Source organism: Methylobacterium sp. J-001 (assembly GCF_022829565.1).
In the GTDB taxonomy this organism is placed as follows: domain Bacteria; phylum Pseudomonadota; class Alphaproteobacteria; order Rhizobiales; family Beijerinckiaceae; genus Methylobacterium.
The window spans coordinates 1-26,564 of the sequence record NZ_JAKSYN010000089.1 but is presented as its reverse complement, the minus strand read 5'-3'; the positions used below and the strand labels follow the sequence as shown (position 1 = coordinate 26,564).

Here is a 26,564-nt window from a genome sequence, read left to right as displayed (position 1 = left end):
GCAGAGGGGGAGAGGGGAGCGCCATGTCCGGACGAGGCGCGTCGGGTGCGAACCCCGCTGCCGTGGCGCAGCCCCTCTTCCGACCCTCGCTGACGCGAGGGCCATCCTCCCCCGCAGAGGGGGGAGGGAAGGCGGACGCGCCGCAAAGAATCTGGCCCGACGCCCTGCTCGCCGCCCACCTCCTCGCCACCGACCCGCATGGCTTCGGCGGCGCGGTGGTGCGGGCGGGGCCCGGACAGGTGCGGGAGCGCTGGCTCGACGGCCTGCGGGCGGCGCTTCCGCCGGGGACACCCTGGCGGCGGCTGCCGCCCGGCATCGGCGACGACAGCCTGCTCGGCGGTCTCGACCTCGCCGCCACTCTGGCGGCGGGCCGGTCGGTGGCACGGGCGGGATTGCTCGCCGAGACCGATGGCGGGCTGATCGTCGTGCCCATGGCCGAGCGTCTGCCCCCCGGCATCGCAGCCCGCCTGGCGGGTGCCCTCGACACCGGCACGGCATCGGAGCGCCGGGCGCGCTTCGGCCTCGTGCTCCTCGACGAGGGCGAGGGGGACGAGACCGTCGCCGAGGCCCTGGCCGATCGCGTGGCGTTCCGGATCGACCTGAGCGGCGTCGGGATCGCGCATTGCGACGCACCTGCCGTCGCCGCCGTGAACACGGAGGTCGGCACCCCGGAGGCCGATCCGCTCGGCACGCTGTGCCGGCTGGCGGAGGCGCTCGGCATCGCCTCCCTGCGCGGGCCGATCCTGGCGGCCCGGGTGGCGCGGGCGCTCGCAGCGGACGGGCCGATCGGCACGGACGCGATCACGGCGGCGGCCCGCCTGGTCCTGGCCCCGCGCGCGACGCGGCTGCCTGCACCGGAGGAGGCGCCCCCGGAGGAAGCCGAGGTGCCGCCCCCGCCGTCCGAGGAAGACGGCCCGACGGATCAGGCGACGGATCCGGCCCCGGCCGATCCGGCCGAGGATCGCGTTCTGGAGGCGGTGCGCGCGGCGATCCCGGCAAACCTTCTGGATCAGCTGCTGGCGGGGGGCGTACGCCTGTCGACCGCGAAGGCCGGGCGGGTCGGCCAGCCGGCGGCGGCGCGCACCGGGCGTCCGATCGGCAGCCGGCGGGGCGACCCGCGGCGGGGGCGCCTCGACCTTCTCGCGACCCTGCGGGCGGCGGCCCCGTGGCAGGCCCTCCGGCGTGCAGAGGGCGAAACCCGACCGATCGTGGTCCGGCGGGACGATCTGCGGATTCGGATCCTGCGGCAGCGGACCGAGACCACCACGGTGTTCTGCGTCGATGCCTCCGGCTCGGCCGCGCTGGAACGTCTGGCCGAGGCCAAGGGCGCGGTCGAGCTGCTCCTGGCGGAAGCCTATGTCCGGCGCGATCGGGTGGCTTTGGTGGCGTTCCGCGGCGCAGGTGCGGAGCTGGTCCTGCCGCCGACCCGCTCGCTCACCCGGGCCAAGCGCGGCCTGTCGGGCCTGCCGGGCGGGGGCGGTACGCCACTGGCGGCGGGGATCGACGCGGCGCTGACTGTCGCGCTCGGCGTACGCCGGGGCGGGAGCCGGCCCGTGATCGTGCTGCTGACGGATGGACGCGCCAATGTCGCGCGGTCCGGAGAGGGCGGCCGCGTCCGGGCCGGGCAGGAGGCTCTGCAGGCGGCTCGCACACTCCGCACGGCCGGCGTGCCGGCTTTGGTGATCGATACCGGCGCACGCGGCGAAGGCGCACGCTCGGTCGCAGACGCGATGGCCGCCCGCTACCTGGTGCTGCCGCGGGCCGATGCAGGTCTGCTCAGCGCGGCGGTGCGGGCCGCGCTCTGAGCGGGGCTACGGCCTGACCGGGTGGGTCGAGGATTAAAGGGGATGGCCGGCGCCGAGATCGGCGACGCGCTGGTTGTGGGACATCCAGGCGTTCAGCATCTCGCGGAACAGGCCGCGGAAGCTCCAGCGGCCGGAAGTCGCGCTGTCGAAGTGATGGGTCGAGGAGGTGAAGACGATCATGGCCGGTTCCGTTGGTGGGAGGTGCGCGGTGTCTGGGAGCGCCACCGTGATGCGCCCCTTGCTGCGTTGCAGCAATCTGGTTTCCGGCAGCAGTGGCATGCGATTTCCGCATGCAATTGCAATGTCTTACGAAATACTTCCAACCCGGCATGATAGCGCAGAGATCCACGTCGCGCGCCAGTTTGGTGCACCGCAGGATACAGGCCGGTGCTAAGCGTCAAGGAAACGGATCGGCCCGACTGGGCAGTCGAGGGCCGGGATTGGCCGCACCGGGCGGCGAGCCGCTTCGTGGAGGCGGCGGGCCTGCGCTGGCATGTCCAGGAGTTCGGCCGTCCCGAAGCGCCGGTGCTGCTGTTGCTCCACGGGACCGGCGCCGCCACCCATTCCTGGCGCGGCCTGGCGCCGCTCCTGGCCCAAGACTTTTACGTGATCGCCCCTGACCTGCCGGGCCACGGCTTCACCGATCCCCTGCCGGATTCCGACCTGTCGCTGCCCGGCATGGCCCGGGCGGTGGCGGGACTCGTCGCGGCGCTCGGGCGCCCGCCGGTCGTGGTGGCCGGTCACTCGGCCGGGGCGGCGGTGCTGGCGCGGATGTGCCTGGACGGCGCGATCGCCCCGCGGCTGCTGGCAGCCTTCAACGGCGCGCTGGCACCGTTGCCCGGGGCGGCGAGCCTCCTCTTCCCCGGCATGGCCCGGCTGCTGTTCCTCAACCCGTTCACCCCAAAAATCTTCGCCTGGACGGCGGATCGGTCGGCAGCCAAAAGACTGATCGAGGGCACCGGCTCGCGCCTCGATCCGCAGGGCGTCGATCTCTATCGGCGGCTGTTCGCCCGGGCGGGCCATGTCCGCGGGGCGCTCGGCATGATGGCCAACTGGGACCTCGCCGGGCTGCACCGGGCGTTGCCGGAGCTGACGACCCGGACTCTGCTGATCGTCGGCGGCGACGACCGGGCGATCCTGCCGGATACCGCCTTCACCCTGCGCGACCGCCTGCCCGACGCCCGCGTCGCCCTGATCCGGGGGCTGGGCCATCTCGCCCACGAGGAGGCGCCCGAGCGTGTCGCCGAGGTGCTCCTCGAAGAGGCGCGGAGTCTCGGCATCCTCGGCGCTTGACCCGGCGGCCGGCGGGACTGGCGCCGGCCTTGCCTGGGTCGTAGAGCCAACCGCAAGGTGCAGGGCCTGCGGCGCAGCCGGGACAAGGAGTGGGCGGGACGATGGCGAGACCCGTGATCGGCGTCATCGGAAACGCCCGCCTGCTCGACAACCGGTTCACGGCCCAGATCGTCGGCAAGAACAACCTCCGCGCGCTGGCGGAAGTGGCCGGAGCCCTGCCGCTGGTGTTCGCCGGCTGCCCCGGGATCACCGATCTCGGCGACCTCCTCGACACGGTGGACGGCATCCTTCTCACCGGCGGGCGGGCCAACGTCCATCCGGCCCGATTCCGGACCGAGGCCGACCCGGCGCACGAACCCTACGACGAGGCCCGCGACGCGATGGCGCTTCCGCTGATCGAGGCCTGCATCGCCCGCGGCGTGCCGCTGTTCGGCATTTGCCGCGGCTTCCAGGAGATGAATGTCGCCTTCGGCGGCAGCCTGCACCCGGAGATCCGCAACCTGCCCGGCCGCCTCAACCACCGGATGCCACGGCTCGAGAATGGCGAGATCCATCCGGATCTGGAGGTCGTGTTCGCCGACCGCCACGACGTGCGCCTGACCCCGGGCGGCGCCTTCGCGCGGCTGCTCGGGCGCGAGACGATCCGGGTGAATTCCCTGCATGGCCAGGGCATCCAGGAGTTGGGCGCCCGCGTCATCGTTGAAGGTGTCGCAGAGGACGACACGATCGAGGCGATCCGTATCCGGGACGCGGCGGGCTTCGCCCTGGGCGTGCAGTGGCACCCGGAACACGACGCCACGACGAACCCGATCAACCGGGCGCTGTTCGAGGCGTTCGGGGCCGCGGCGACGCGGCAGCGGGCCGAGGCGGGCAGCCGGCGTTGAGCTGAGTCAGGCCGACAGTGTGCCCAGCGAAGTTACGGCGTCGTCCCCGCAGCATTCGCGTGGTCGCAGACCGAGTCTTACCCACCTTAATCTATGTTTGGACGGGCGCCGAACATTGCAGCATGTCTTTCGAACACCCCGCCGATTCTGTCTGCACCGGCGAAAGATTCACCTTCTCCCCGGACGACCTGTCGCAGGTGGGAACAGCGACCTCAAACCGGGGTTGCCCGAGTCCCGAACAGCGGTTGCCTCACCCAGGGCACACCTGCGCAGATTTTGAGCCACGGACCGCATGCAGTTTCCTCGCGACGACCAAGAGCATCCCCGCGCCCAGGCCTTTCGCGACTTCATCCGGAATCCCCCGTTTCCCTGCGTCGGTGCCAAGTCGGCCCTGTCGCGCGGGCGCATGAAGATCGTGGTGGCCCGGGACCTCACCTCGGGCTGGGACGACATGCGCATCTACCCGGCACTGCTCGCCTTCGTGGCGCGCTACCGGGAGGCGCCCGATCTGTTCCAGAGCTTCGCGGTGGTGTTCGAGGGACCGGGCGACCTCTCGGAGGAGGCGTTCGAGCAGAACCTCTGGGCACGGGCGCAATCGCTTACCGACAAGGATGCCTGGCTCGGCCAGCCACACGACGCGCGCGTCGCGGACGACCCCGAGAACCCGCACTTTTCGCTGAGCTTCGGCGGCGAGGCGTTCTTCGTGGTCGGGCTGCACCCGCATGCGAGCCGGCCGGCCCGGCAATTCTCCTCGCCGGTGCTGGTGTTCAACCTGCACGCCCAGTTCGAGCGGCTGCGGGCCGAGGGTCGCTACGAGAAGCTGCGCGCCTCGATCCTGGAGCGCGACGAGGCCCTGGCCGGCAGCCTCAACCCGATGCTGGCACGCCACGGCGAGATCTCCGAGGCCCGCCAGTACAGCGGCCGGGTGGTCGGCGACGAGTGGCGCTGCCCGATGCAGGGCCGGCCTGCGGCTCCGGCGACGACAACCACCGACGACTGGCATCCCCTGGCTTCGCCGCTCGATCCCATCTTCCCGATGAACGGCGCCTGAGACGTCGCTGGATCGCGGCGGCCTTTGCCGCGTTTCCGGCCGGATTGAAGCGGAAGCGGAGACATCATGGATCGGGCGGACGTGCAGCAGATCGAGCCGCGCTCAGGCGTCGCCTTCACCCTCGACCGGGGACAGCGGCTCACGGTGATCGACCCGCGCGGGGAGCAGGTGGCCGACCTCGTCGCCTACAACCGCCACGACACCGGCGAGGTGATCTCGTCGGGGCGGACCCTCGATTATGCCAGCCGGATCTACCTGACCACCGGCGATCCGCTCTATTCCAACCGCTCCAACGTATTGCTGCGCATCGTCGAGGACACGGTCGGACGCCACGATTTCCTTCTGACGCCGTGCTCGGCCGACACGTTCCGGATCATCTACGGCGACACGGACCCGCATCGCGGCTGCTTCGGCAATCTGGCGGCGGCCCTCGCGCCCTACGGCATCGCGCCGGATGCGATCCCGGTTGCGTTCAACTGCTTCATGAACGTGCCGATCGACGGCACCACCGGAGCGCTCACCGTCGCGCCGCCGTTGAGCCGGGCCGGCGACCGGATCGTGTTCACCGCCGAGACCGACCTGATCATCGGTCTGACCGCCTGCTCGGCGCTGCAATCGAACAACGGTAGCTTCAAACCGATCCACTATCAAATCGACGGCTAGCGCGTGGAACATCGCCGGCGGCCCCGGCGATACAGAACCGTTTTTGTGCTCTTCGCTACGAAATCTTGAAACGACATTGCTTCTAAAGGAACCGACTGTCGAATAGACATCGGAAGATCCATACAGGCCGGTTCACGGCGAAATTCGGTCGCTGCCGAACGGCGTGTAGTTTGTGTTTACCAATCTTGTGTCTAACCTTCGCCGCGGAACAGCGCTGGGGGTACGATTCGCTGCGTATGGCGGCGCCTCCGGTGCTGAGAGCTCCCGACGGCCTTCGGCCGTCCCGTTCCCGGTGCCCCGATGACACGCTCGCAGACCAATCGCTCGCCTGAGGGCAACCCTGCGTCTCGGTGGCGTCTCGCGAACATCAGGCTGCGCCACAAGCTGGCGGCCGTGATGGCGCTGGTGCTCGCGGCCGTCGGCGTCCTCAGCGGCCTGAACTACGTCGAAACCCGCTCCTCGGCGCTCGAAGATCGCGCGCTGATGACCACGAATCTCGGCGACGTCGCGCAGAGCCTGCTCGGCCATTACGCGGCGCTGGCCTCCGCCGGCCGGATGCCCCTCGATCAGGCCCAGAAGGCCGCCCTCGAAGCCGTCAGCGCGCTGCGCTTCGGCAAGGCCGATTACTTCTTCGTCCTCGACACGGAGGGACGGCTGATCGCCAACGCGTTCAACACCAAGAATGTCGGCAAGGTGGTTCTGGATCAGACCGACATGCCGGGCGGAAAGCGCTACTTCGCCGAGATGGTCGAGCTGGCCAAGCGCGACGGCTCCGGCTTCGTCGATTACATGAAGCCACGCGCGGGCGGGACCGAGCCGGTCGAGAAGGTCGCGAGCGTGCAACTCTTCAAACCCTGGGGCTGGATCCTGGCGGCCGGCCTCTACCGGGACGACGTCCACACGGCCGTACGCCATCGCGCCATCACCAACGCCCTCTGGTCCGCGGGCCTCGTGCTCCCGGTGCTGGCCCTGCTCCTGCTCATCGGCAACGGCCTGTCACGGCCGATCGTCCGCCTGACCGCGGCGATGCGGGCGCTCGCCGGCGGCGACCTCGCGGCGCCGGTGGCGGATCAGCAGCGCGGCGACGAGGTCGGCGCGATGGCGCGGGCGGTGCAGGTGTTCAAGGAGGCGCTGGTCGCCAAGCGGGAGGCCGAGGCGGCCGCCGCCGTCGAGAACGCCGCCAAGATGCGCCGGGCCCAGGCCCTCGATGCACTGACCACCCGGTTCGACGCGCATGTCGGCGCGCTGACGCAGAGCCTGTCCTCGGCCGCCGTGGAGATGGAAGCCACCGCCCGGGAGATGACGCGCACCGCCGCGCGGACCACGGACCAGTCCGGGCGGGTCGCCGCCGCCTCCGAGCAGACATCGAGCAACGTCCAGACCGTGGCCGCCGCCAGCGAGGAGATGTCCGCCTCGATCCAGGAGATCGCGTCCCGTGTCGCCCAATCCTCGACGATGGCCGACCAGGCGAGCGTGGACGCGGCCCGCACGAACGCGCTGATGCAGGTTCTCTCCCGGGGCACGGACCAGATCAGCGAGGTGATGGGCCTGATCGCCGGCATCGCCGGGCAGACCAACCTGCTGGCGCTGAACGCCACCATCGAGGCCGCCCGCGCCGGTGAGGCCGGCCGGGGGTTCGCCGTGGTCGCCGGGGAAGTGAAGGCCCTGGCCGCCCAGACCGCCAAGGCCACCGACACGATCGCCGGCCAGATCGCCGCGATCCAGAGCGAGACCCGGCACGCCGTGGAGTCCATCCAGACGATCGGCGGCACGATCGACACGATGCGCACGGTGGCCCTGAGCGTGGCCGCGGCCATGGAGGAGCAGGGCGCGGCGACGAGCGAGATCGTCCGGAACGTCTCCCAGGCCGCGCAGGGCACGCAGGCCGTCAGCGCGGATATCGCCGAGGTGCTTCATGCCGCCGGAGAAACCGGCGCGGCCGCCGGTCAGGTGCTGAGCGCGGCCCAGGATCTGGCGCGCTACGCCTCGGGGCTCGGCCAGGAAGTGACCACGTTCCTGGCGGCGGTCAAAGCGGCCTGAGGCAGCGGGGGGACGGAACGTCCACGACGTTCAGCGTCGCTCGGGTCCCGTCCTCGACACGTCAAACGATCCCGTCGATCGCCACCCGCAGGTGCTCGGGCCCGCGCAGGGCGGCGCCCGATCGGTAGGGCGGCGGGTCTTCGACCAGCCGGGGGGCTTTGAGCCGCTTGGCAAGCGCCGTGAGCGCCGCCTCGGCCTCGAAGCGGGCCAGCGGGGCGCCGACGCAGTAATGCAGGCTGCCGCCGAAACCGAGATGCCGGATGCCGGCGCGGTCGGGATCGAAGCGGTCGGGATCCGGGAACACGGTGCCATCGCGGTTGCCGGAGGCGAGCAACAGGACGAGGTCGGCGCCCTCGGGGATCGTCACGCCGGCGATGTCGATGGAAGACAGCGTCTTGCGGGTCCGGAACTGCACCGGCGGCTCATAGCGCAGAAGCTCCTCGATCAGCCGGGGCGCGCGTTCGGGATCCTGGCGCAGGCGCTCCAGCTCGTCGGGGTGGCGCAGCAGCGTCAGCAGCCCGTTGGTGATCAGGTTCACGGTGGTCTCGTGGCCGGCCACCAGCATCAGGATCGAGGTGGCGATCAGGTCATAATCGCCCATCTTCACGCCCTCCAGCGTCGCCTCGTTGGCGAGGCCCGAGAGCATGTCGTCCTGCGGGTGCTTGCGCTTCTCCTTGATCAGGTCGGCCATGTAGCCGCCGATCGCGTCGAAGGTCCGGCTGTTCTCGTCGCGGATCTTGCGGTCGGACAGGCTGTCGGGCTCCAGGGCCGTGGCAAGTTGCGTCGCCCAGCCATGGAATTTCGGCTCGTCCTCCCGGGGCACGCCGAACAGCTCGCAGATCACCGTCACGGGCAACGGGTAGGCGAGGTCGTCGACCGCGTCGATCTCCCGGGCGGCGCATTTCTCGTCGAGCAGGTCGGCCACCAGCCGTTCGGAGCGGGTCCGCATCGCCTGGATGCGCGCGCGCGAGAACTGATGCATCACGGAGGCCCGCAGGACATCGTGGTCGGGCGGATCGCGGAAGATGAAGACCCGGTGCCGGTTCATCATCCAGTCCTTGAGCGGCTTGACGAGCAGGTCGGTGAGGGGATTGCCGGTGCGCGGCCGGTCTGCCGGGGGCAGGGTCTCGGAGCTGACTCGCGGATCCTGAAGCAGGCTCGCGATGGTGGCGTGGGTGGAGGCCACCCAGGTTCCGGACTCGGTCCCATCGTCTTGGCGCGAGACCGGATTCTCGCGCAGCTTCGCATAGACAGGGTAGGGATTCGCGCGGTTGGCGAAATCCTTGACCTGATTGAGGAGGGTGGCGTCAGGCATGCGGTGTCCGTGCTGCGCATCGTCCGGACGGGGAGCCGGTTCTCGGAGCGCTTCCAATCAAAACCCCGGCGCAGCATCCCGGATCCAGGCCGGGGCGCCAAGCCGTCAGGTGAAGCCCGGGGCGTGGATCGCGATTCCCTTCGCGGGCCGGTCGGCCGCGGCACCGCGCGGCGGGAACGGCGCCCCCGTGGCGACCATCTCGGCATGGGCCGGCAGCCAGCGGGCCGAATCGACCGATACCGCCGCGATGCAACGCCCCTCTCGGCCGTAGACGGCGATGAAGCGGCCCGAGGCGGGCTCGCCCTGGGTGAAAGCCAGGGCGTCCGCCCCCTCGGTCAGCCCGGCGGACTTGATCACGACGTCGCCCTGCGTCGACCAGAAGGTCGGCAGCGCCCCGTAGGGACCCTCGGGCTTCGCCCCGGCCAGCAGCCGCCCGGCATGGATCCCCTGCGCGACCGCTTGGCTCCAATGTTCCAGCGCCACCCGCCGGCCGCCGTAGAGGGGGTGGGGGAAGCGCGCTACGTCACCGGCCGCGGCGATCCGCGGATCGGGTTGCCCGTCGGCGTCGAGGACGTAGCCCGCGGCACCGCAATCGACGCCACCCGGATCGGCCGACAGGCCCGCCCCGTCGAGCCATTCGGTGTTGCGGACGGCCCCGAGGGCAATCACCGCGACATCCGCGTCGATGCGGGTGCCGTCGGTCAGGTGGGCGCGCACGAACCGACCACCTGCATCCTCCAGCCACTCAACCTCGCTGCCGCAGCGCAGATCGACACCCCGGCCGCCGTGGATCGCGCCGATGAGCGCGCCGACCGTGCTGCCGAGCACGCGCGCCAGCGGCGTCGGACCGGGTTCGACCAGGGTCACCCGCAGGCCGAGGTGTCGGCACAAGCTGGCGACCTCGCAGCCGATGAAGCCGCCGCCGATCACCAGAACCCGTCGGGGTCGGGCGGCCAGGGCGGCCCGCAGGGCGGCGGCGTCGTCCCGCCCGCGGAGGGTGAAGACACCGTCGAGCCGCCCTTCGTGCGGGTTCGGCCAGGGCCGGGCGCGGGTGCCGGTGGCGATCAGCAGGCGGTCGTAGGACAGAGCCCCCCCGTCCGCGAGGTGGAGGGTCCGGGTGCCGCGGTCGAGACGCACGGCCGGGCTGCCGAGCCGCCAGTTCACATCCGCGCCGAGGCTGCTCGGCAGGGTGGTGGCATCCGACCGGATCTCGCCGGTCAGGACGTGCTTCGACAGGGGCGGGCGGTCGTAGGGTCGGTAGGGCTCGGCACCGACGATGGTTACAGAGCCGGAGAACCCACACGCGCGCATGGCCTCGGCGCCACGAAGCGCTGCGAGGCCAGCCCCGACCACCACGGCACGGTCCGAACTTGGTATCATCTCAGGGGCCTCGCTCCGGATCCTCGACCCGGATCGCCTGGACCGGGCAGGCGATGCGCGCGCGCTCGATGTCGGCACGATCCTGCACGCCCGGAGCCGGGTCGTAGATCAGGGCCTCGTGCCCCTCGATCCGGAAATGCCGCGGCGCCGCATAGCAGCACTGCGCATAGGCTTGGCAGAGGTTCAGATCGACGCTCACCCGCAAGCCAGGTGGTGGGCTGGAGGACGCATCGGCGGGGACGGACATGGCGGTGCAACCACGGCGAAGGCGGCGGGTTCCGCAAGGGGTGCAGCAACCGCCGTCGCAGGGCCTTCGAACCAATCCACTAGAGTATCGTGGCCGTGCGTGGGGATCCGCGGCCCCGCGGAAAAGTTGTCGGCTCGAATCCGTAACGATTCACTGATCTAAAAATGTCCTGGGGGATCACGGTCAAATTGGAGCGGTGGAATTCCCCTCCGGGACCGTTCCCTCTATTGTCGCGCTGCCCCGCGGACCGACCCGAAATCCCGCGATCTCAGGAGGGCACCATGCCGTACGGTGCACGAACGAGTCTCGCCGCCCTGATCCTGTCCCTCGCTCTGGGCGCGACCAGCGTGCGGGCCGAGCAGGCGTCGGGCTGGACCGATCCGCCGGCCCGCAATCCGGCCCCGGTGGCTAGTCCGGCCGAGGCTCAGAAAGCCGCCCCGCCGCCCGCCTCGACCCCTGCTGCCGCAGCACCGGCCCGCAAGGCGGTCGCCGCGCGGCCCATCCAGAAACGGATCGCGACGCATCGCACCGGCCCGGAGGCCAGGCGGGCTGCAACGACGGTGCACCGGCCGCGCATCGCCGCTTCCCCGACCCGGACCGCGCGCGCCCACAGGATGGTCGCGGTCGCGCCACCGCCCCCGCCGCCGCTGGACAGCTACCCGCGTTACCGGGCCTACAATTACGGACCGGGCTATGCCGACGAGCGACTGGAGCGCCTGCGCGCCGCGGAGGCCGCGGGCTACCTCGTCGTGCGCCGCCGCTCCGTGGAATTCCCGGACGGCCGGTCCCTACGGGTCTACCGGCCGGACGACGAGGGCGAGCCGTTCTGAGCGGAGGCCTCCGCGAACACGCTCCGCAGCGGCGCCCGCAGGATCTTGCCCGCGGGGTTGCGGGGCAGGAGCCCGTCCCAGACCACGACGCGCACCGGCACCTTGAACGCCGCGAGCCGCTCGGCCGCGAAAGCCCGGATCTCCTCCGGGCCGGTCCGGGCGCCCTCGGCCAGGGCCACGATGGCGCCGGGCTCCTCGCCGAGCGTCGGGTGGGGCACGGCCAGCACCACCGCGTCGATCACGTCCGGATGCGCATAGAGGACGTTCTCGACCTCGCAGCAATAGATGTTCTCGCCGCCGCGGATCAGCATGTCCTTGATCCGGTCGACGATGGTCAGGAAGCCGTCCGCATCGGCCCGAGCGAGGTCGCCGGTGCGCAGCCAGCCGTCGGACAGAACCTCCGCGGTGGCCGCCGGGTCGTCCCAGTAGCCACGGACCACGTTCGGGCCCTTCACGCACAGCTCGCCGATGCTGCCGGGGGCTAAGTCCTGGCCCAGCGGATCGAGGATCCGCACCTCGCAGACCGGCAGGGGCGGGCCGCAGGATTCGGGATGGGCCAGGTAATCCTCGGCCTGGTGATGGGTGAAGGTCGCCGAGGTCTCGGTCATGCCCCAGCCGGTGGCGGGGACGGCCTTCGGGAAGGCCTCGCCCAGGGCACGCACCAAGTCGCCGGCCGCCGGGGCGCCGCCATAGGTCACCGATTCCAGGCTCGGCAGCGGCCGACCCGCCTCCCGGGCGGCGGTGGCGAGCTGCCAGGCGATGGTCGGGACGCCGCCGGCGCCGGTGCAGCCCTCCCGGTCGATCAGGTCGAGGGCCTCAACGGCGTCCCAGCGATGCATCATCACCAGGCGATGGCCGCCATAGAGCGCCGCCCCGAGGCTCGCGTGGCAGCCGGTGACGTGGAACAGCGGGATCACCAGAAGCGAGGCCCGCTGCGGTGCGGCGGGGTCCGGCCGCGGCGGTGCCTCGCCCCGGCGCAGGGCGCTGCGCGACGCGGAATAGGGATAGGCCATCACGGTGGTCGCCGCGGCCCGGTGGGTGCCGACCGCGCCCTTCGGCCGGCCCGTGGTGCCGGAGGTGTAGAACAGGGTGGCGTCGTCCTCCGGATCGAGGGCGATGTCGGGCGGCGACCGGTCGGGCAGGGCGGCCCAATCCGCCACCGGGCCGATCACGTCGCCGAGCGGCGTCGCCCGCTCGTCAGGCTCCATCCGCGTGACAAAAATCCGCTCCAGGGCCGGGCACTCGACCCGGTGAGGGGCGATGCGCTCGTATCGGGCGCCGTCGGCGATCAGCACCCGCGCGCCGGAATGCCGGAGCGCGTAGGCCAGTTCCGGCCCGGTCCACCAGGCGTTGAGCGGCGTCGCGATCGCCCCGGCCAGCAGGGCGCCGTAGTAGCAGACCGGCCATTCCGGCAGGTTGCGCACCGCGATCGCGACCCGGTCGCCCTTGCCGATCCCGGCCGCCACCAGGGCGTGGGCCAGGGCGGTCGCGGCGCGGGCGAAGCCCGTGAAGGTGACGCGCTCGTCCCGGTAGACCACGAAGGTCCTGTCGCCATGGCCCTGGGCGATGCGGAACAGGTCGCGCAGGGTCGGGGGCGCGTTCGTCCAGATCCGGGTCGGCACACCGCGGATCGGCACCGTGGCGATCGCGAAGGGCGCGCCCGGCCCGGTGAGGCGCGCTTCCGCCTCGCGGAAGGAGAGGGCGGGCCAGCCGGCGGGAAGGCGGTGATCCGGGCTCATCGTGCGATCGTCACGCCGCCGTCGATCACCAGCGCCTGGCCGGTGACGAACCGGCCCGCCGGCGAGGCCAGGAACACGGCCGCCCCCGCGATCTCGTCGGGCTCGCCGATCCGGCGCAGCGGCGCGGCGGCGGTGGTGGAGGCCAGCATCTCGGGATCCTCCCACAGGGCCCGGGCGAAATCGGTGCGGATCAGCCCCGGGCAAAGGCAATTCACCCGGACGTTGGCCGGGCCGTATTCCACCGCGTAGTTGCGCGCGAGCTGGAGGTCGGCAGCCTTCGAGACGTTGTAGGCGCCGATCACCGGCGACCCCTTCAGCGCGCCGATGGAGGAGACGATCACGATCGCCCCGTCCCGCCGCGCGACCATGCCGGGGGCGACCATCTGGATCAGCCAGTGGTTCGACAGGACGTTGTTCTCCAGGATTTTTCGGAACTGCGCGTCCGAGATGCCGGCGAGCGGCCCGTAATACGGGTTGCTGGCGGCGTTGCAGACCAGCACGTCCACCGGCCCGAGCCGGGCCTCTGTCTGCGCGACCAGATCTTCCAGTTCCACCTTCACCGAGATGCTCGCCGGGATCGCCACCGCGCGACCCGGGCCGTGGGCGGCCTCGATCTCCGCCACCACCGCCTCGCAGGCCTCGCGCTTGCGCGACGAGATCACCACCCGGGCGCCGTGCTCGGTCATCCGCAGGGCGATCGCCCGGCCGATGCCCCGGGACGAGCCGGTGATCAGCGCGACCTTGTCGGTCAGATCGAACAGGGACATGGCGCGTCCTCGCTGAGCCGGGTCAGGTGTCATCGAGCGTCCAGCATCGACCGGCGCAGGCGCGCCATGCCGGCGAGCCAGCGTTCGGGGTCGTCGGCCCGGCGGCGGGCGTAGTCCGCGACCTGCGGGTGCGGCAGGATCAGGAACCGGCCCAGCGCCAGCCCGTCGAAGGCCGCCTCGGCCACGGAGGCGGGCGACAGCACGCCGTCGCGGGCAGCGGCGCTGGCCCCGCCGAGCATGGCGGTGTCGACCCCCTGCGGGCACAGGGCGGCGACCCGGATGCCGTCCGCGGCATGCGCGATGGCGATGTGCTCCAGGAAGGCGAGGGCGGCGTGCTTGGTCGCCGAATAGGTGGCGCCGCCGATCTGGCTCAGCAATCCGGCCGCCGAGACGGTGCCGAGGAAGGCGCCCCCGCCCCGGTCGAGCCAGAGCGGAACCAGGATTCGGGCCGCATGGACATGGCCCATCACGTTCACCGACCAGGCCCGGTCCCAGCTCGCCGGATCGGCCGAGGTCGCGAGCCCGGGATCGGGGTCGCGCTCCAGGATGCCGGCATTGGAGCAGTAGAGCGCGATCGGCCCGATCTCGGCCTCGATCCGGGCCAGCGTCCCCGCGACGGCCTCGGCATCCGCCACGTCCAGCGCGTAGGCGCGGCCGCCGAGCCGGGCGGCAACGGCCTCCGCCCCGGCGCCGTCCCGGTCGAGGGCGACGATCGTTGCGCCCCGGGCCTGCGCGGCCTCGGCGAGCGCCCGGCCGATGCCCCGTGCGGCCCCGGTGACGGCGACGACGCGGCCCGCGAGATCCATCTCAGGCCCCCGCGCGCTCGGCGAACGCCCAGGCCCTTGCGGCGAGTGCGGGCACCCGCGCCGCCATGGCGGCGGCGTGCTCGCTCGCGGCGTTGCCGGCCTTGGCGCGGGCCGCCACACCCTGGAGGATGCCGACCAGCCGGAACAGGTTGTAGGCGAAGTACCAGTCGAGGTCGGGCAGGGCGACGCGGTCCGCGGCCCGGCAGTAGAGCGCCACAGCCTCGTCCCGGGTTGGGATGCCGAGCGCCGGCAGGTCGAGGCCGCCGAGGCTGCTGCGCCCGTCCGCGGGCAGCTCCCAATGCATCAGCAGGTAGGTGAAATCGGCGAGCGGATCGCCCAGCGTCGACAGCTCCCAATCGAGCACCGCGCTGACGCCGCCGTCGGGGGAAAAGATCAGGTTGTCGAGGCGGTAATCGCCGTGGACGATGGCCGCGCCCTGCTGCTCGGGCACGGTGCGGGGCAGCCAGGCGATCAGGCGCTCGACATCCTCCAGCCGACCATCCTCGGCGGCGCGGTACTGGCGGGTCCAGCGGTCGACCTGCCGGGCGAAGTAGTTGCCGGGCTTGCCGTAATCGGCGAGTCCGGCCGCCTCCGGCTCGATCGCGTGGAGGCGGGCCAGCGTCGCGATCATCATGGCGTAGTGGCGGTGCCGGGCATGCGGGTCGAAGCCGGGCAGGGTGCCGTCCCAATGCACGGTGCCGCCCACCGCCTCCATCACGTAGAAGGCCGCGCCGATGATGGTTTCGTCTTCGCAGAGCGCGAAGGGGCGCGGGACGGGAAACCCCTCGCCGTAGAGTGCGCCGATCACCCGGAACTCGCGCTCCACCGCATGTGCGGAGGGCAGCAGCGGCCCGAACGGCTTGCGCCGCAGCACGTAGGCCTGGCCCGGCGTCTCCAGCCGGTAGGTCGGGTTCGACTGGCCGCCGCGGAACTGCTGCAGGTCAAGCGGCCCGGCATAGTCGCGGACGTGCTCGGCGAGCCAAGCGGCGAGCCGCGCCTCGTCGATCCGATGGCGCGGCTCGACCGGCTTCACGCCGGAGAAGGCGTCGGGGCCGCTCATGTACCCTCCCGGGCATTGGTGTAGCGCCCGAATTCGAGTCGGGCGATGGAGCGGTTGTGCACCTCGTCCGGCCCGTCGGCCAGCCGCAGGGTGCGGATATGGGCGTACATCCTGGCCAGTCCGAAATCCTCGGACACGCCGGCGCCGCCATGGGCCTGGATCGCGTCGTCGATCACCTTGAGGGCGATCCGCGGCGCGGCGACCTTGATCATGGCGATCTCGAGCTTGGCACCCTTGGCGCCGACCTTGTCCATCATGTCGGCGGCCTTCAGGCAGAGCAGGCGGGTCATCTCGATATCGATCCGCGCCTCCGCGACCCGCTGCTCCCAGACCGACTGCTCGCTGATCCGCTTGCCGAAGGCGACCCGGGAGACCAGGCGCCGGGCCATGGCCTCGAGCGCCGCCTCGGCGACCCCGATGGTGCGCATGCAATGGTGGATGCGCCCCGGCCCGAGTCGCCCCTGCGCGATCTCGAAGCCGCGCCCCTCGCCGAGGATCAGGTTCTCGGCCGGGACGCGCACGGTCTCCAGCACCACCTCGCCGTGGCCCTTGGGCGCGTCCTCGTAGCCGAAGACCGGCAGCAGCCGCTCGACCCGCAGGCCGGGCGTGTCCATGGGCACGAGGATCTGCGATTGCTGCCGGTGCCGGGGCGCGTCCGGATCGGTCTTGCCCATCAGGATCGCGATCGTGCAGCGCGGATCGCCGACGCCGGTGGACCACCATTTGCACCCGTCGATGACGTAATCGTCGCCGTCCCGGCGGATCGCGGTCTCGATGTTGGTGGCGTCCGAGGAGGCCACGTCCGGCTCGGTCATCAGGAAGGCCGAGCGGATTTTTCCGTCCATCAGCGGCCGCAGCCAGCGTGCCTTCTGCTCCGGGCTGCCGTAGCGGTGCAGCACCTCCATGTTGCCGGTGTCGGGCGCCGCGCAGTTGAAGCATTCCGACGCGATCCCGACCTTGCCCATTTCCTCGGCGCAGAGCGCGTAATCGAGGTTCGTCAGGCCGGCGCCGCGGTATTCATCGGTGTCGTGCTCGGGGGAGGGCGGCAGGAACAGGTTCCACAGGCCCTCGGCTCGCGCCCTCTCCTTCAAGCGCTCCATCGTCGGCGAGGGCGCGCGGCTCGCCGCCCGCTCGGCTGCCACCGCACCGGCGGCGGGCCGGATTTCATCGGCGATGAAGGCGCGGACCCGGGTCAGCCAGTGCGTCTGGGATGGGGAGAGGTTGAAATCCACGGCATCCGCTCCCCGATGTTGTTCTGATGGGATCCGCGCATCTCCCTCCCCCCGCAGAGGGGGGGAGGGAGAGCGGCGCGTGCGACCACATTCCTCACAAATACTTCGCCCCCATCTCGCCGGCGAACCGGTCCGGCGGGCCTTCCCAGACGATGCGGGCCTGTTCCAGCACGTAGACCCGGTCGGCATGGGGGAGCGCGAAGGTGACGTTCTGCTCGCCGAGCAGGACGGTGATCGGCGTGGTCTGGCGCAGGCGCTCCAGGGCCTTCGACAGCAGCTCCAGGATCACCGGGGCGAGGCCGAGCGTCGGCTCGTCGAGGATCAGGAGGCGCGGGCGCATCATCAGGGCGCGGGCGATGGTCAGCATCTGCTGCTCGCCGCCGGACAGCGTCCGGGCGGTCTGGGCCTCCCGGGCCTTGAGGATCGGGAACAGCTCGTAGAGCCAGTCGCGCTGCTTGGCGCTCTCGGCCTTCGGGAAGTGCTGGCCGCCGAGATCGAGGTTCTCGCGAACATTGAGGTCGCCGAACAGCTCGCGGGTCTCGGGCACCTGGACGATGCCGGCCCGGGCGATCGCGGCGGGGCTCAAGCGGGCGAGATCCCGGCCGTCGAACCGGATCGTGCCGGTATGCGGGACCAGCCCCGAGATGGCGTTGAACAGGGTGGTCTTGCCGGCGCCGTTGAGGCCGACCACCGACACGAACTCGCCCTCGTGGACGTGGATCGCGGCACCGCGCAGGGCCTGCGCCTTCCCGTAGAGCACGTCGACATTCTCGACCGTGAGCAGCGATTCCAGCTTGAAGGCGGCCTCGGGCCGGGCCGCGGTCTCGATGCTGCCGCCGAGATAGACCCGGCGCACGGTCGGATCGGCCATCACGGAGTCGGCCGAGCCCTCGGCGATGCGCTCGCCGAGATACATGGCGAAGACCCGGTCCACGAGGGCCGCGACGCTCTTCACGTTGTGGTCGACGAGGAGCACCGCCTTGCCCTCGTCGCGAAAACCCCGGATCAGCTCGGAGAAGGCCGCGACCTCGCCCCCGGTCAGGCCCGCGAACGGCTCGTCCACCAGCACCACTTTCGGGTCGCGGGCGATCGCCTTGGCGAGCTCCAGCCGGCGCAGATCCGCGAAGGGCAGGGTGCCGGGGCGCCGATCCGCCACGGCGCCGAGGCCGACGCGCTCGGCGATGTCTTTCGCGCGGCGCGCGACGTGGGGATCCGCGACCAGGCGGAGCAGGCTGTCGGGCAGGAGCGCGAGGCTGATATTCTCCAGCACGGTCTGTCGCTGGAGCGGGCGGGCGTGCTGGAACACGAGGCCGACGCCGGAGCGGGCGACCCGATGGGCCGGCAGCCCGCCGATCTCGGCGCCGTCGAGGCGGATCGAGCCGGCGCTCGGCCGCTCCAGCCCCATGATCAGCTTCATCACGGTGGACTTGCCCGAGCCGTTCGGCCCGATCAGCCCCAGGATCTCGCCGGGCCGCAGGTCGAGGTCGATGTCCTTGACGGCGACGAGGCCGCCGAAGCGCTTGGTCAGGCCGCGCACCGTGAGGCAGGGCTCGGCGAGGGACGCGGTCCGCGGGGGCGTTGGGCGGACGGCGACGGTCATCGTGCTCTCCGGACGGATGCGAGGCCGAGCAGTCCCGAGGGCACGAACAGGATGACGAGCAGCGCCACCGCCGAGACCACGAAGGTCGAGAGCGCGCCGAGCGGTCGGAGCAGCTCGCCCGCGGCGATCAGGAACACCGCCCCCAGCGCAGCGCCCACGATGGTCCGGCGTCCGCCGAGCACCGCGGCGATGATCACCTGCACGCCCACCGCGGTGTCGATCAGCGTGCCGACCGAGGCGGTGCCCATGTAGAAGACCACCAATCCGCCCGCGAGGCCCGAGAAGGCGGCGCTGACCGCGAAGGCCGCGAGCTTGTGCTTGGCGACGTTGAAGCCGAGCGCGCCGGTCACGATCGGGTCCTGGCCGGAGGCCTGGAGGATCAGCCCCACGGGCGAGCGGGCGATGGCGGTGAGCACCAGACCGGCAAACGCCATGAAGCCGAGTGCGATCCAGTAATTGGTGTCGGCGTCGATGGAGATCACGTCGGGCACGGTGAGCCCGATCTCGCCGCCGGTGATCCCGGAGAACACCACGATCATGTTCTGCAGGAGCAGCACCGCGACCAGCGTGATCAGCCCGAAATACGGCCCCCGCACCTTCAGGGCCGGCAGCGCCAGGGCCAGCCCGCCGACCACCGCCAGCACCGTCCCGGCCGCCAGGCAGTAGGGGATCGGCACTTCGTAGCGGTTGTTGAGGATGCCGGCCCCGTAGGCCCCGAGTCCGATCAGGAAGGTCGGTCCGAAATTGACCTCGCCGGCGAAGCCGAACAGCAGGTCCCAGGCCATGGCGAAGACGCCGAAATAATACGCGATGGTCAGGAGCCCGAGGATGTAGCCCGAGACCCACCAGGGCAGGAACGCGGCCAGGGCGAGCGCCAGGAGCGCGACCCAGAAGCCCGGGGTGGTGAGGAGCTTCATGAGCGGGTCCATCCTCCGCGCGTTGCCCTCCCCCCTTTGCGGGGGAGGGTGGGCCGGCCGTCAGGCCGGGTCGGAAGAGGGGAGCGCGGTGTCCGAAGAAGGCGTGACGCCCGATCCATCCTGCATCGTCGCGCTGCCCCTCTCCCGACCCCCTTCGGGGGCCACCCTCCCCCGCAGAGGGGGGAGGGCGTGCCATGGAGGTCGCGCGCCTCCCATTCGGACCACGGGCGGACAAGTCCCCAAAAAACCATCACCGCCGCCCCAGCAGGCCCTGCGGGCGCAGGTACATCACGGCCACGAGCAGCAGCAGCGCCGGGATCACCCGGTAGGCCGGGGAGATCAGGTAGGCTGTGGCGGTCTCGAGATAGCCGACCACATAGGCCGCGATCAGCGAGCCGGTGACGCTGCCCAAGCCCCCCAGCACCACGATCGAGAAGGCGCTCGCGGTGAGCGGCCCCACCGAGTAGGACGAGACCCCCAAAAACATCCCGAGCAGCACCCCGGCGATGCCGGCGAGCAGCCCGTAGATCGCCCAGACCGCGACGTAGATCCGGGACATGTCGTGGCCGAGCAGCGTGACCCCGCGGGGGTTCATGGAGGCGGCGAGCAGGACCTTGCCGGCCCGCGCCTTGTTCACGAACACCCAGAGCAGACCGATCACGATCCAGCAGATCACCGCGGTGAAGATCTCGTTCTTCGGCGTGCGGACTCCGGCGATCTCGATCACCCCCTCGACGATCGGCAGCACCGTCTTCGGGTTGTCGGTGAAGAAGTAGGCGACCAGCTCCTGGATCATGATGCCCCAGAGCAGGGTGCCGGTGAGCACGAAGATCTCTTTCTCCTCCCGGGGGATCGCCTTGCTGCGCTCGATCGGGGCGACGATGGCGAAGTAGGTGACCAGGGCGGCGGCCAGGCCGCACAGGATGCCGATGCCGGCGCCCGCGTAGGAGCCGAGGCCGAACTGGGACGAGGCCGCCCAGGCGGCGACCGCGGCCATCACCATCAGCGCGCCGTGCGAGAGGTTGAGCACGCCGGAGACGCCGAAGATCAGGGTGAAGCCCATCGCGCCGAGCGCGTAGAGCGCCGAGATCGCGAAGCCGTCGACGAGGATCTGGAGCCCGATCATTGTTTTGGGCCTCTCGCGTCGCGATTACTGGACCGCCGGCTTCACAGCGGGGGGCAGGATCAATGTCCCGTTGGCCACCGCCGCCGGCCAGATCGCGACCTGCTTGCCAGCCTGCCATTGCGCCAGCAGCCCGGTGACGAAGCCCTGCCCGTACTTGATCGAGTGGGTGAAGGTCTCGTCCTTGCCGTAGAACTGGATGCGCCCGACCGTGCCGAGCCAATCGGTCTTCTCCAGGGCGTCCACCAGCTTGTCGGCTTCGGTGCTACCGGCGCGCTTCACCGCATCCGCGGCGTAATGCATGGCGTCGTAGGCCATGTAGCCCGCGTAGGACGGGGCGCCGCCGAAGCGCTTGATGTAGGCGTCCGTGAAGGCGTTCGTCTTCTCGGTCATCGCCACGCCGGGGACCGCGATGGCGTCGAACAGCACGCCCTGCGTGCCGCCGTTGGTGTTGGCCCAGAAGGTGGAGGAAGTCGCCTGGCCGCTGATGCCGGTCATGGCGATCGGCACCTGCTGGTTCTGCCACTGCACGGTGGGCTGCACGCCGACATGGGCGATGCCGGTGACGATCAGGTCGGGCTTGGCCGCCTCGATCTTGTTGTAGATCGGCGTGAAGTCGCCCGTATCCGGCGAGAACCGGACGTGCTCCACCACCGTGAGCCCGGCCTTGGGCAGGCATTCCTCGTAGGCCGCGTCGAGCGGGCGGGTCCAGGCCGCGTCCTCGCTCATGATCGCCGCGGATTTCGCCTTCAACAGCCCGACGAGCGCCTCCTTGGCCGAGTCGCAGACCGACTGCGCCAGGGCGTGCGAGGTCAGATAACCGTGGAAGGTGTAGCGGTTGCGCGCGTAGTCCTTGTGGACCGCGACGCTGATCTCGTTGGAGGCGGCGCCCGGCGTGATCATCGGCGTCTTGAGCCGCGCCGACCACGGCATCAGGGCCAGAACGACCTCGGAGATATAGCTGGCGATGACGAGGTTGACCTTGTCCTCGCTGACCGCCCGCTGGAAGGCGCGGACCGCGTCGGAGGCGGAACTCTTGTCGTCGTAGGTCACCACCTGGATCTGGCGGCCGTCGATTCCGCCCTGGGCGTTGATCTCGTCGGCGGCGAGCTGGACCGCCTTCGGGATCGCGGCCCCGGCCACCGACTGCGCCTCGGCGATCACCCCGATCTTGATCGGGTCGGCGGCGCGCGCCTGCCCCGAGACGATCAAGCCCGCCGCGAGCAGCACGGGCAGCGTGCGCCGAATCGGGGCATGCCGAGCGACGACGCGCACGGTCTCGGACATCGGCGATTCCTCATCCCAGTGCCCGAATTTTTTATTCGCGGGCTTGGGATGAACTGTATCCGTGCCAAGCCAGATCACAAGACCTGCGTCGGGATTGGCCGGTGACGTTTCGGCCGAGTCGTTTTCCGCCGGGGGTATCGACTCACGCAGCGCCGTCCTAGGCTCGGAGCGGCTTCGCGAAACGCGGGCTCGACGGCCTCGAAGAAGGGCGACGCACAGGTGAGGAACGCACACTCGGCCGCGGCCGGGGTTCGCCCCGGACCGCGGCCCCGGATTCCCGCAACGCGACCCGCCCAGCGGCATCGGTCGCGGGGACGGCGCGAATGAGCCTGCGCTGGACCCGGCGCCCCGAGGGCTCGACCTGGGGGGATTTCGGCCCCGACGACGAGCTCGGGCGGCTGAACCTCCTGACCCCCGAGAAGGTGCGCCAGGGCGTCGCCGAGGTGCGCGAGGGCCTGACCTTCTGCCTCAGCCTGCCCCTCGACCTGCCGGGCGGCAACGTCCTCAACCCGCGCCGCCATCCGCCGCAGATCACCCCGACCCGGCGGGCCAACGGCCGGCCGAACATGAACTTCCCGGTCTGCGAGGAGGTCGCGGGCGCCACCGACGTGATCTGCGACGACCGCGCGCTGATCCATCTGCAATACTCGACGCAGTGGGATTCGCTCGCCCATGTCGGCGCGCTGTTCGATGCCGACGGCGCGGGCGCGGCACCGACCTTCTACAACGGTTTTCGCGGCGGCCGGGACATTGTCGGGCCGAGCACGCCCGAGGCGGCCGACCAGCCGTCCCGGGCGAAAAAACTCGGGATCGAGCGCCTGGCCGAAGTCGGCATGCAGGGCCGCGCCGTGATGATCGACCTGCGCGCCCATCTCGGCGACGCCAAGGTCAAGGTCGGCTACGACCAGCTCGCCCGGATCCTCGAGGCCGACGGCGTCGTGATCGAGCCCGGCGACATGGTCTGCCTGCATACCGGCTTCGCCGAGCGGCTGATCGCCATGGGCGGCACGCCCGATCCGAAGCAGGTCCACAACCTCTGCGCCGGCCTCGACGGCCGGGACCCGCGGCTCCTCGATTGGATCACCCGCTCGGGCCTCTGCGCGCTGATCGCCGACAACTACGCCGTCGAGGCCTATCCCGCCGGGGCGGGGCCGGCCTGCTGCGCGACCCTGCCGCTCCACGAGCACTGCCTGTTCAAGCTCGGGGTCAATCTCGGCGAGCTGTGGCACCTGACGCCGCTGGCCGACTGGCTGCGCACTCATGGGCGCAACCGCTTCCTGCTCACCGCGCCGCCGCTGCGCCTGCCCGGCGCGGTCGGCTCGCCGACGACGCCGATCGCGACGGTCTGAGGGGGCGGCATCATGGAGATCGCGATCGTCGGCGGCGGCCTGATGGGGCACGGCATCGCCCTGGTGCTGGCGCTCCACGGGCATGCCGTGCGGATCACCGACACGGATGCGCAGACCCGCGCCCGGGTGCCGACGCTCATGGAATCGGCGCTGGCAACCCTGCAGGAGGCGGGCGCCGCACCGGACGGCTGGGACGCCGCCCGGCTCGCCGAGGCCGTCCGCGTCGAGGCGGACCTCGAACCGGCGGTGGCGGGCGCCGGCCTGGTCATCGAGGCGATCACCGAGAACCCGGAGGCCAAGCAGGCGCTGTTCGCCGCGCTCGACCGGCTCTGCCCGGCCGACGCGATCCTGGCCAGCAACACCAGCTATCTCGACGTCTTCCCGCTGATCCCGCAGGCCCGCCAGGCCCGGGCGCTGGTCATGCACTGGTACACGCCGCCCTACATCGTCGACCTCGTCGACGTGGTCCCGGGTCCTGGCACGGATCCGGCGGTGATCGCCGCGATGCGCGACCTCGTGCTCGGCCTCGGTCAGGTGCCGATCGTGCTCAAGCGCTTCATCCCCGGCTACGTCGCCAACCGGATCCAGTCGGCGATCAGCGCCGAGGTGTTCCGGCTGCTGGACGCGGGCATCGCCGAGCCGCGCGACATCGACGACGCGATCATCCACGGGCTCAGCTTACGCATCCCGATCCTCGGCCACCTCGCCAAGGCCGATTTCACCGGGCTGGACCTGACCCGGCGCGCCCTGGCGAATGCCAGCTACGTGCCGCCCCCGCCCCGGACCCGGTCGGAGACCCTGGACGCGCTCTGCGCCGAGGGCCGGACCGGGGTGATGGCGGGGCGCGGCTATTTCGATTGGGGCGGGCGCGAGCCGGCGGAGCTGTTCCGCGCGCGCGACCGCAAGCTCCTGGCGCTCAAGACGGCGATGGTCGGGATCGGCCGGATGGAGGGCACATGATCGGCGCGGACCTGTCCGGACGGCGCATCCTCGTCACCGGCGCCGCCTCGGGCATCGGGCTGGCGACGGTGACGCTGTTCGCCCGCAACGGCGCTAGCGTGGCCCTGAACCACCTGCCCGACGATCCCCGCGGCCCCGCGGAGGCCGAGCGTCTCGCCGGCGAGGGCTTGGCTGTGATGGCGCTCCCCGGGGACGTGTCCCAGCCCGGCGCGGCCGAGGCGATGGTGGCGGCCGGGATCGCGGCGCTCGGCGGCCTCGACGTGCTGGTCAACAATGCCGGGACCTCCGGCACCACCGCGCCGATCGCCTTCGAGGACCTCGACGCGATGACGGAAGAGTTTTGGCAGACGATCCTGGCGACGAACCTGATCGGCCCGTACCGCTGTTCGCGGGCCGCGGCGGCCAGTCTGAAAGAAAACCGCGGGGCGATCGTCAACACGGCCTCGGTGGCGGGACTCGGGCGGCGGGGCTCCTCGATCGCCTACTCGGCCAGCAAGGCCGGCCTGATCAACCTGACCCGCAGCCTCGCCCGGGCACTCGCCCCGGACGTGCGGGTCAACGCCGTTGCCCCCGGCCTCGTCGCCACGCCCTGGACCGAGCCCTGGCCGGAAGCGCGCAAGGCCGCGACCGTGCAGCACACGATGCTGCGCCGCATGGCCCGGCCCGAGGACATCGCCGAGACGATTTTCTTCCTGGCCGCGGGCGCCGCCTACATCACTGGCGAGACCATCACGGTGGATGGCGGAGCGCTATAGCGCGGCTCGCCTCCGCCCAGGCGGCCACCCGGTTTCGCCCATCGTGGATCAAGGCACGCTCTCCTCCCCCCTTGCGGGGAAGAGCCGGAGGTGGGGGTGGTTCAGGATCGAGCGGCCCGGTGCCGTCTGCACGACCCCCACCCCTAACCCCTCCCCGCAAGGGGGAGGGGAAAACCCTGCAGCATCAGGAACAGGGCCAGGGAGAAAAACATGTCCCGGACGACCGTCATCACCTGCGCCCTCACGGGCTCGTTCGACACGCCTCGGAAGAACCCGGCGGTGCCGGTGAGCCCGAAGGCCATCGCGCAATCGGCCCTGGAGGCGGCCTCCGCAGGGGCCGCGGTGGTCCACATCCATGTGCGCGATCCCGAAACCGCCACGCCCAGCATGGAGCTCACCCATTACCGCGAGGTGGTCGAGCGGATCCGCGAGCGGAACGCGTCCGTGATCCTCAACCTCACCACCGGGGCCGGGGGCCGGTTCGTGCCCGGCGACCCCGACCCGTCGGTGGCGGGACCCGGCACCACCTTCATGTCGCCCAAGACCCGCACCCGGCACGTCTCGGCGCTGCGCCCCGAGATCTGCACCCTCGACGTCGCCACGATGAATTTCGGCGAGCACCTGTTCCTCAACACCCCCGCGCACCTGCGGACCATGGCGGGCCAGATCCGCGCGGCCGGGGTGAAGCCGGAGATCGAGGTGTTCGATCTCGGCCAGATCGAGCTGGCCCGGTACCTGATCGCGGAGGGGCATCTGGCGCGGCCACCCCTGTTCCAGATCTGCCTCGGCATCCCCTGGGGGGCGCCCGCGACCCCGGAGGCCCTGGTGGCGATGCGCGCCCGGCTGCCCGAGGACGCGATCTGGTCGGCCTTCGGCATCGGCCGGGAGGAATTCCCGATGCTGGCGGTGGCCGCCGGCATGGGCGGCAACGTCCGGGTCGGGCTGGAGGACAACCTGTACCTGTCCCGGGGCGTGCTCGCGCCCAGCAACGCCGCCCTGGTGGAAAAGGCCGTCAGCCTGCTGGCCCATCTCGACCGCGAGCCGGCGACGCCCGACGAGGCGCGGGCGATCTTCGGGCTGGCGCCGCGCGGGTGAGGGGTCCACGCATCGCGGGTAGCGCCGCAGGCCGAAGGTGAGGGTGGGTCGCCGTTCCAGTGCGGGCTCGGGGATTCACATATCGGGTCTGCAGAAGCCACGGGAAGCACTGCGGCTTTCCCTACCCCCTCTGCGGGGGAGGGAGGCCCGCTTGCGTTAGCCGGGGGCGTGATCCGGCAGCGATGGATCAAGCCGTGATGCGGCAGGTGTGACCGGCCTCTCGTGTTTCGCACGGACCGCTCCGCGAAACTCCGGCGAACGTACAGGCCACTCTGCGCCCCCGTGGCCCGGGCGAGACGCGCGTAGCCTACCACCCGCCCGTATCCGGCATCGAAGCGGCGTTGCGTTAGGACATAGGGTGTGCGG

Annotated in this window: 24 protein-coding genes; 11 read left to right on the top strand and 13 right to left on the bottom strand. The window is 71.2% G+C overall.

The features are described from left to right. Positions 1–23 precede the first annotated feature (23 nt). Positions 24–1,805: a magnesium chelatase subunit D gene (locus tag MKK65_RS09470; RefSeq protein ID WP_243957266.1), complete on the top strand. Its 1,782-nt coding sequence runs from the start codon at positions 24–26 to the stop codon at positions 1,803–1,805. Between the two features lie 33 nt (positions 1,806–1,838). On the opposite strand, the gene MKK65_RS09465 is transcribed toward MKK65_RS09470, so the two are convergent. Then, positions 1,839–1,985, bottom strand: a complete 147-nt coding sequence (locus MKK65_RS09465; protein WP_201025803.1) for a hypothetical protein — start codon at positions 1,983–1,985, stop codon at positions 1,839–1,841. Positions 1,986–2,192: 207 nt separating this feature from the next. Between MKK65_RS09465 and bchO the strand changes: the two genes are divergently transcribed. The 5 genes from bchO (at position 2,193) to MKK65_RS09440 (ending at position 7,736) form a co-directional block, all read left to right on the top strand. Further along, entirely contained in the window at positions 2,193–3,098 is a 906-nt protein-coding gene (gene bchO / locus MKK65_RS09460) for an alpha/beta fold hydrolase BchO (protein WP_243957263.1), read from the top strand. A 101-nt stretch (positions 3,099–3,199) separates the two neighbouring features. Next, a complete protein-coding gene (locus tag MKK65_RS09455) occupies positions 3,200–3,982 on the top strand; it encodes a gamma-glutamyl-gamma-aminobutyrate hydrolase family protein (RefSeq protein WP_243957261.1) in 783 nt (260 codons plus the stop codon). 292 nt (positions 3,983–4,274) lie between these two features. Then, complete coding sequence (gntA, locus tag MKK65_RS09450) at positions 4,275–5,033, top strand: guanitoxin biosynthesis heme-dependent pre-guanitoxin N-hydroxylase GntA (protein ID WP_243957259.1); 759 nt, start codon at positions 4,275–4,277, stop codon at positions 5,031–5,033. Between the two features lie 66 nt (positions 5,034–5,099). Next, complete coding sequence (locus MKK65_RS09445) at positions 5,100–5,696, top strand: DUF1989 domain-containing protein (protein WP_058193829.1); 597 nt, start codon at positions 5,100–5,102, stop codon at positions 5,694–5,696. 300 nt (positions 5,697–5,996) lie between these two features. Then, positions 5,997–7,736, top strand: a complete 1,740-nt coding sequence (locus MKK65_RS09440) for a methyl-accepting chemotaxis protein (protein WP_243957257.1) — start codon at positions 5,997–5,999, stop codon at positions 7,734–7,736. Between the two features lie 61 nt (positions 7,737–7,797). Here the strand turns inward: MKK65_RS09440 and MKK65_RS09435 are convergent, their stop codons facing one another. The 3 genes from MKK65_RS09435 to MKK65_RS09425 all read right to left on the bottom strand — a co-directional run bounded on the left by MKK65_RS09435 (position 7,798) and on the right by MKK65_RS09425 (position 10,678). Further along, positions 7,798–9,051 (bottom strand): cytochrome P450, encoded by a 1,254-nt coding sequence (locus MKK65_RS09435; protein WP_243957255.1) that lies wholly within the window; start codon positions 9,049–9,051, stop codon positions 7,798–7,800. Positions 9,052–9,156: 105 nt separating this feature from the next. Then, complete coding sequence (locus tag MKK65_RS09430) at positions 9,157–10,431, bottom strand: NAD(P)/FAD-dependent oxidoreductase (RefSeq protein ID WP_243957253.1); 1,275 nt, start codon at positions 10,429–10,431, stop codon at positions 9,157–9,159. Between the two features lies 1 nt (position 10,432). Further along, positions 10,433–10,678: a ferredoxin gene (locus MKK65_RS09425; protein WP_243957251.1), complete on the bottom strand. Its 246-nt coding sequence runs from the start codon at positions 10,676–10,678 to the stop codon at positions 10,433–10,435. A gap of 281 nt (positions 10,679–10,959) precedes the next feature. On the opposite strand from MKK65_RS09425, the gene MKK65_RS09420 reads away from it, so the two are divergent. After that, the gene (locus MKK65_RS09420) at positions 10,960–11,508 is read left to right on the top strand and encodes a hypothetical protein (RefSeq protein WP_243957374.1); all 549 of its coding nucleotides are present in this window, start codon (positions 10,960–10,962) and stop codon (positions 11,506–11,508) included. Here the strand turns inward: MKK65_RS09420 and MKK65_RS09415 are convergent. From MKK65_RS09415 to MKK65_RS09375, 9 genes are all read right to left on the bottom strand, one after another. Continuing rightward, entirely contained in the window at positions 11,475–13,247 is a 1,773-nt protein-coding gene (locus tag MKK65_RS09415; protein WP_243957250.1) for a class I adenylate-forming enzyme family protein, read from the bottom strand. The two genes, MKK65_RS09420 and MKK65_RS09415, sit on opposite strands and share 34 nt — an antisense overlap. Further along, positions 13,244–14,014 (bottom strand): SDR family NAD(P)-dependent oxidoreductase, encoded by a 771-nt coding sequence (locus tag MKK65_RS09410; RefSeq protein ID WP_243957248.1) that lies wholly within the window; start codon positions 14,012–14,014, stop codon positions 13,244–13,246. Before MKK65_RS09410 ends, MKK65_RS09415 begins: the two co-directional genes overlap by 4 nt. 29 nt (positions 14,015–14,043) lie before the next feature. Beyond that, positions 14,044–14,820, bottom strand: a complete 777-nt coding sequence (locus MKK65_RS09405; RefSeq protein ID WP_243957246.1) for an SDR family NAD(P)-dependent oxidoreductase — start codon at positions 14,818–14,820, stop codon at positions 14,044–14,046. A gap of 1 nt (position 14,821) precedes the next feature. After that, positions 14,822–15,880, bottom strand: a complete 1,059-nt coding sequence (locus MKK65_RS09400; protein WP_243957244.1) for a phosphotransferase family protein — start codon at positions 15,878–15,880, stop codon at positions 14,822–14,824. After that, entirely contained in the window at positions 15,877–17,112 is a 1,236-nt protein-coding gene (locus MKK65_RS09395) for an acyl-CoA dehydrogenase family protein (protein WP_243957242.1), read from the bottom strand. The genes MKK65_RS09400 and MKK65_RS09395 overlap by 4 nt, the downstream gene beginning before the upstream one ends. A 94-nt stretch (positions 17,113–17,206) precedes the next feature. Beyond that, positions 17,207–18,712, bottom strand: coding sequence for an ATP-binding cassette domain-containing protein (locus MKK65_RS09390; protein ID WP_243957240.1), 1,506 nt, complete (start codon positions 18,710–18,712; stop codon positions 17,207–17,209). Beyond that, positions 18,709–19,629, bottom strand: coding sequence for a branched-chain amino acid ABC transporter permease (locus MKK65_RS09385; RefSeq protein ID WP_243957238.1), 921 nt, complete (start codon positions 19,627–19,629; stop codon positions 18,709–18,711). Before MKK65_RS09385 ends, MKK65_RS09390 begins: the two co-directional genes overlap by 4 nt. Positions 19,630–19,879: 250 nt before the next feature. Further along, positions 19,880–20,755 carry a branched-chain amino acid ABC transporter permease gene (locus MKK65_RS09380; RefSeq protein ID WP_058190718.1) on the bottom strand — a complete coding sequence of 292 codons (876 nt, stop codon included), beginning with the start codon at positions 20,753–20,755 and terminating at the stop codon, positions 19,880–19,882. A 24-nt stretch (positions 20,756–20,779) separates the two neighbouring features. After that, the gene (locus MKK65_RS09375; RefSeq protein ID WP_243957237.1) at positions 20,780–22,039 is read right to left on the bottom strand and encodes an ABC transporter substrate-binding protein; all 1,260 of its coding nucleotides are present in this window, start codon (positions 22,037–22,039) and stop codon (positions 20,780–20,782) included. 323 nt (positions 22,040–22,362) lie between these two features. On the opposite strand from MKK65_RS09375, the gene MKK65_RS09370 reads away from it, so the two are divergent. From MKK65_RS09370 to MKK65_RS09355, 4 genes are all read left to right on the top strand, one after another. Further along, on the top strand, positions 22,363–23,388 hold the full coding sequence (locus MKK65_RS09370) for a cyclase family protein (RefSeq protein ID WP_243957235.1): 1,026 nt from the start codon (positions 22,363–22,365) through the stop codon (positions 23,386–23,388). A 9-nt stretch (positions 23,389–23,397) separates the two neighbouring features. Continuing rightward, the gene (locus tag MKK65_RS09365; RefSeq protein ID WP_313902033.1) at positions 23,398–24,348 is read left to right on the top strand and encodes a 3-hydroxyacyl-CoA dehydrogenase family protein; all 951 of its coding nucleotides are present in this window, start codon (positions 23,398–23,400) and stop codon (positions 24,346–24,348) included. Next, entirely contained in the window at positions 24,345–25,103 is a 759-nt protein-coding gene (locus MKK65_RS09360; protein ID WP_243957231.1) for an SDR family NAD(P)-dependent oxidoreductase, read from the top strand. The genes MKK65_RS09365 and MKK65_RS09360 overlap by 4 nt, the downstream gene beginning before the upstream one ends. A 210-nt stretch (positions 25,104–25,313) precedes the next feature. Beyond that, positions 25,314–26,198, top strand: coding sequence for a 3-keto-5-aminohexanoate cleavage protein (locus tag MKK65_RS09355; RefSeq protein WP_243957229.1), 885 nt, complete (start codon positions 25,314–25,316; stop codon positions 26,196–26,198). Positions 26,199–26,564: the final 366 nt, after the last annotated feature.

Excerpts from the sequence above, each read along its gene's own strand:
- MKK65_RS09375 (WP_243957237.1), bottom strand. The coding sequence starts at position 22,039 with ATGTCCGAGACCGTGCGCGTCGTCGCTCGGCATGCCCCGATTCGGCGC.
- MKK65_RS09405 (WP_243957246.1), bottom strand. The coding sequence starts at position 14,820 with ATGGATCTCGCGGGCCGCGTCGTCGCCGTCACCGGGGCCGCACGGGGC.
- MKK65_RS09455 (WP_243957261.1), top strand. The coding sequence starts at position 3,200 with ATGGCGAGACCCGTGATCGGCGTCATCGGAAACGCCCGCCTGCTCGAC.
- MKK65_RS09385 (WP_243957238.1), bottom strand. The coding sequence starts at position 19,629 with ATGAAGCTCCTCACCACCCCGGGCTTCTGGGTCGCGCTCCTGGCGCTC.
- MKK65_RS09465 (WP_201025803.1), bottom strand. The coding sequence starts at position 1,985 with ATGATCGTCTTCACCTCCTCGACCCATCACTTCGACAGCGCGACTTCC.
- MKK65_RS09380 (WP_058190718.1), bottom strand. The coding sequence starts at position 20,755 with ATGATCGGGCTCCAGATCCTCGTCGACGGCTTCGCGATCTCGGCGCTC.
- gntA (WP_243957259.1), top strand. The coding sequence starts at position 4,275 with ATGCAGTTTCCTCGCGACGACCAAGAGCATCCCCGCGCCCAGGCCTTT.
- MKK65_RS09430 (WP_243957253.1), bottom strand. The coding sequence starts at position 10,431 with ATGATACCAAGTTCGGACCGTGCCGTGGTGGTCGGGGCTGGCCTCGCA.
- MKK65_RS09440 (WP_243957257.1), top strand. The coding sequence starts at position 5,997 with ATGACACGCTCGCAGACCAATCGCTCGCCTGAGGGCAACCCTGCGTCT.
- MKK65_RS09410 (WP_243957248.1), bottom strand. The coding sequence starts at position 14,014 with ATGTCCCTGTTCGATCTGACCGACAAGGTCGCGCTGATCACCGGCTCG.
- MKK65_RS09415 (WP_243957250.1), bottom strand. The coding sequence starts at position 13,247 with ATGAGCCCGGATCACCGCCTTCCCGCCGGCTGGCCCGCCCTCTCCTTC.
- MKK65_RS09435 (WP_243957255.1), bottom strand. The coding sequence starts at position 9,051 with ATGCCTGACGCCACCCTCCTCAATCAGGTCAAGGATTTCGCCAACCGC.
- MKK65_RS09360 (WP_243957231.1), top strand. The coding sequence starts at position 24,345 with ATGATCGGCGCGGACCTGTCCGGACGGCGCATCCTCGTCACCGGCGCC.
- MKK65_RS09425 (WP_243957251.1), bottom strand. The coding sequence starts at position 10,678 with ATGTCCGTCCCCGCCGATGCGTCCTCCAGCCCACCACCTGGCTTGCGG.
- MKK65_RS09420 (WP_243957374.1), top strand. The coding sequence starts at position 10,960 with ATGCCGTACGGTGCACGAACGAGTCTCGCCGCCCTGATCCTGTCCCTC.
- MKK65_RS09470 (WP_243957266.1), top strand. The coding sequence starts at position 24 with ATGTCCGGACGAGGCGCGTCGGGTGCGAACCCCGCTGCCGTGGCGCAG.
- MKK65_RS09355 (WP_243957229.1), top strand. The coding sequence starts at position 25,314 with ATGTCCCGGACGACCGTCATCACCTGCGCCCTCACGGGCTCGTTCGAC.
- MKK65_RS09390 (WP_243957240.1), bottom strand. The coding sequence starts at position 18,712 with ATGACCGTCGCCGTCCGCCCAACGCCCCCGCGGACCGCGTCCCTCGCC.
- MKK65_RS09445 (WP_058193829.1), top strand. The coding sequence starts at position 5,100 with ATGGATCGGGCGGACGTGCAGCAGATCGAGCCGCGCTCAGGCGTCGCC.
- MKK65_RS09370 (WP_243957235.1), top strand. The coding sequence starts at position 22,363 with ATGAGCCTGCGCTGGACCCGGCGCCCCGAGGGCTCGACCTGGGGGGAT.
- MKK65_RS09400 (WP_243957244.1), bottom strand. The coding sequence starts at position 15,880 with ATGAGCGGCCCCGACGCCTTCTCCGGCGTGAAGCCGGTCGAGCCGCGC.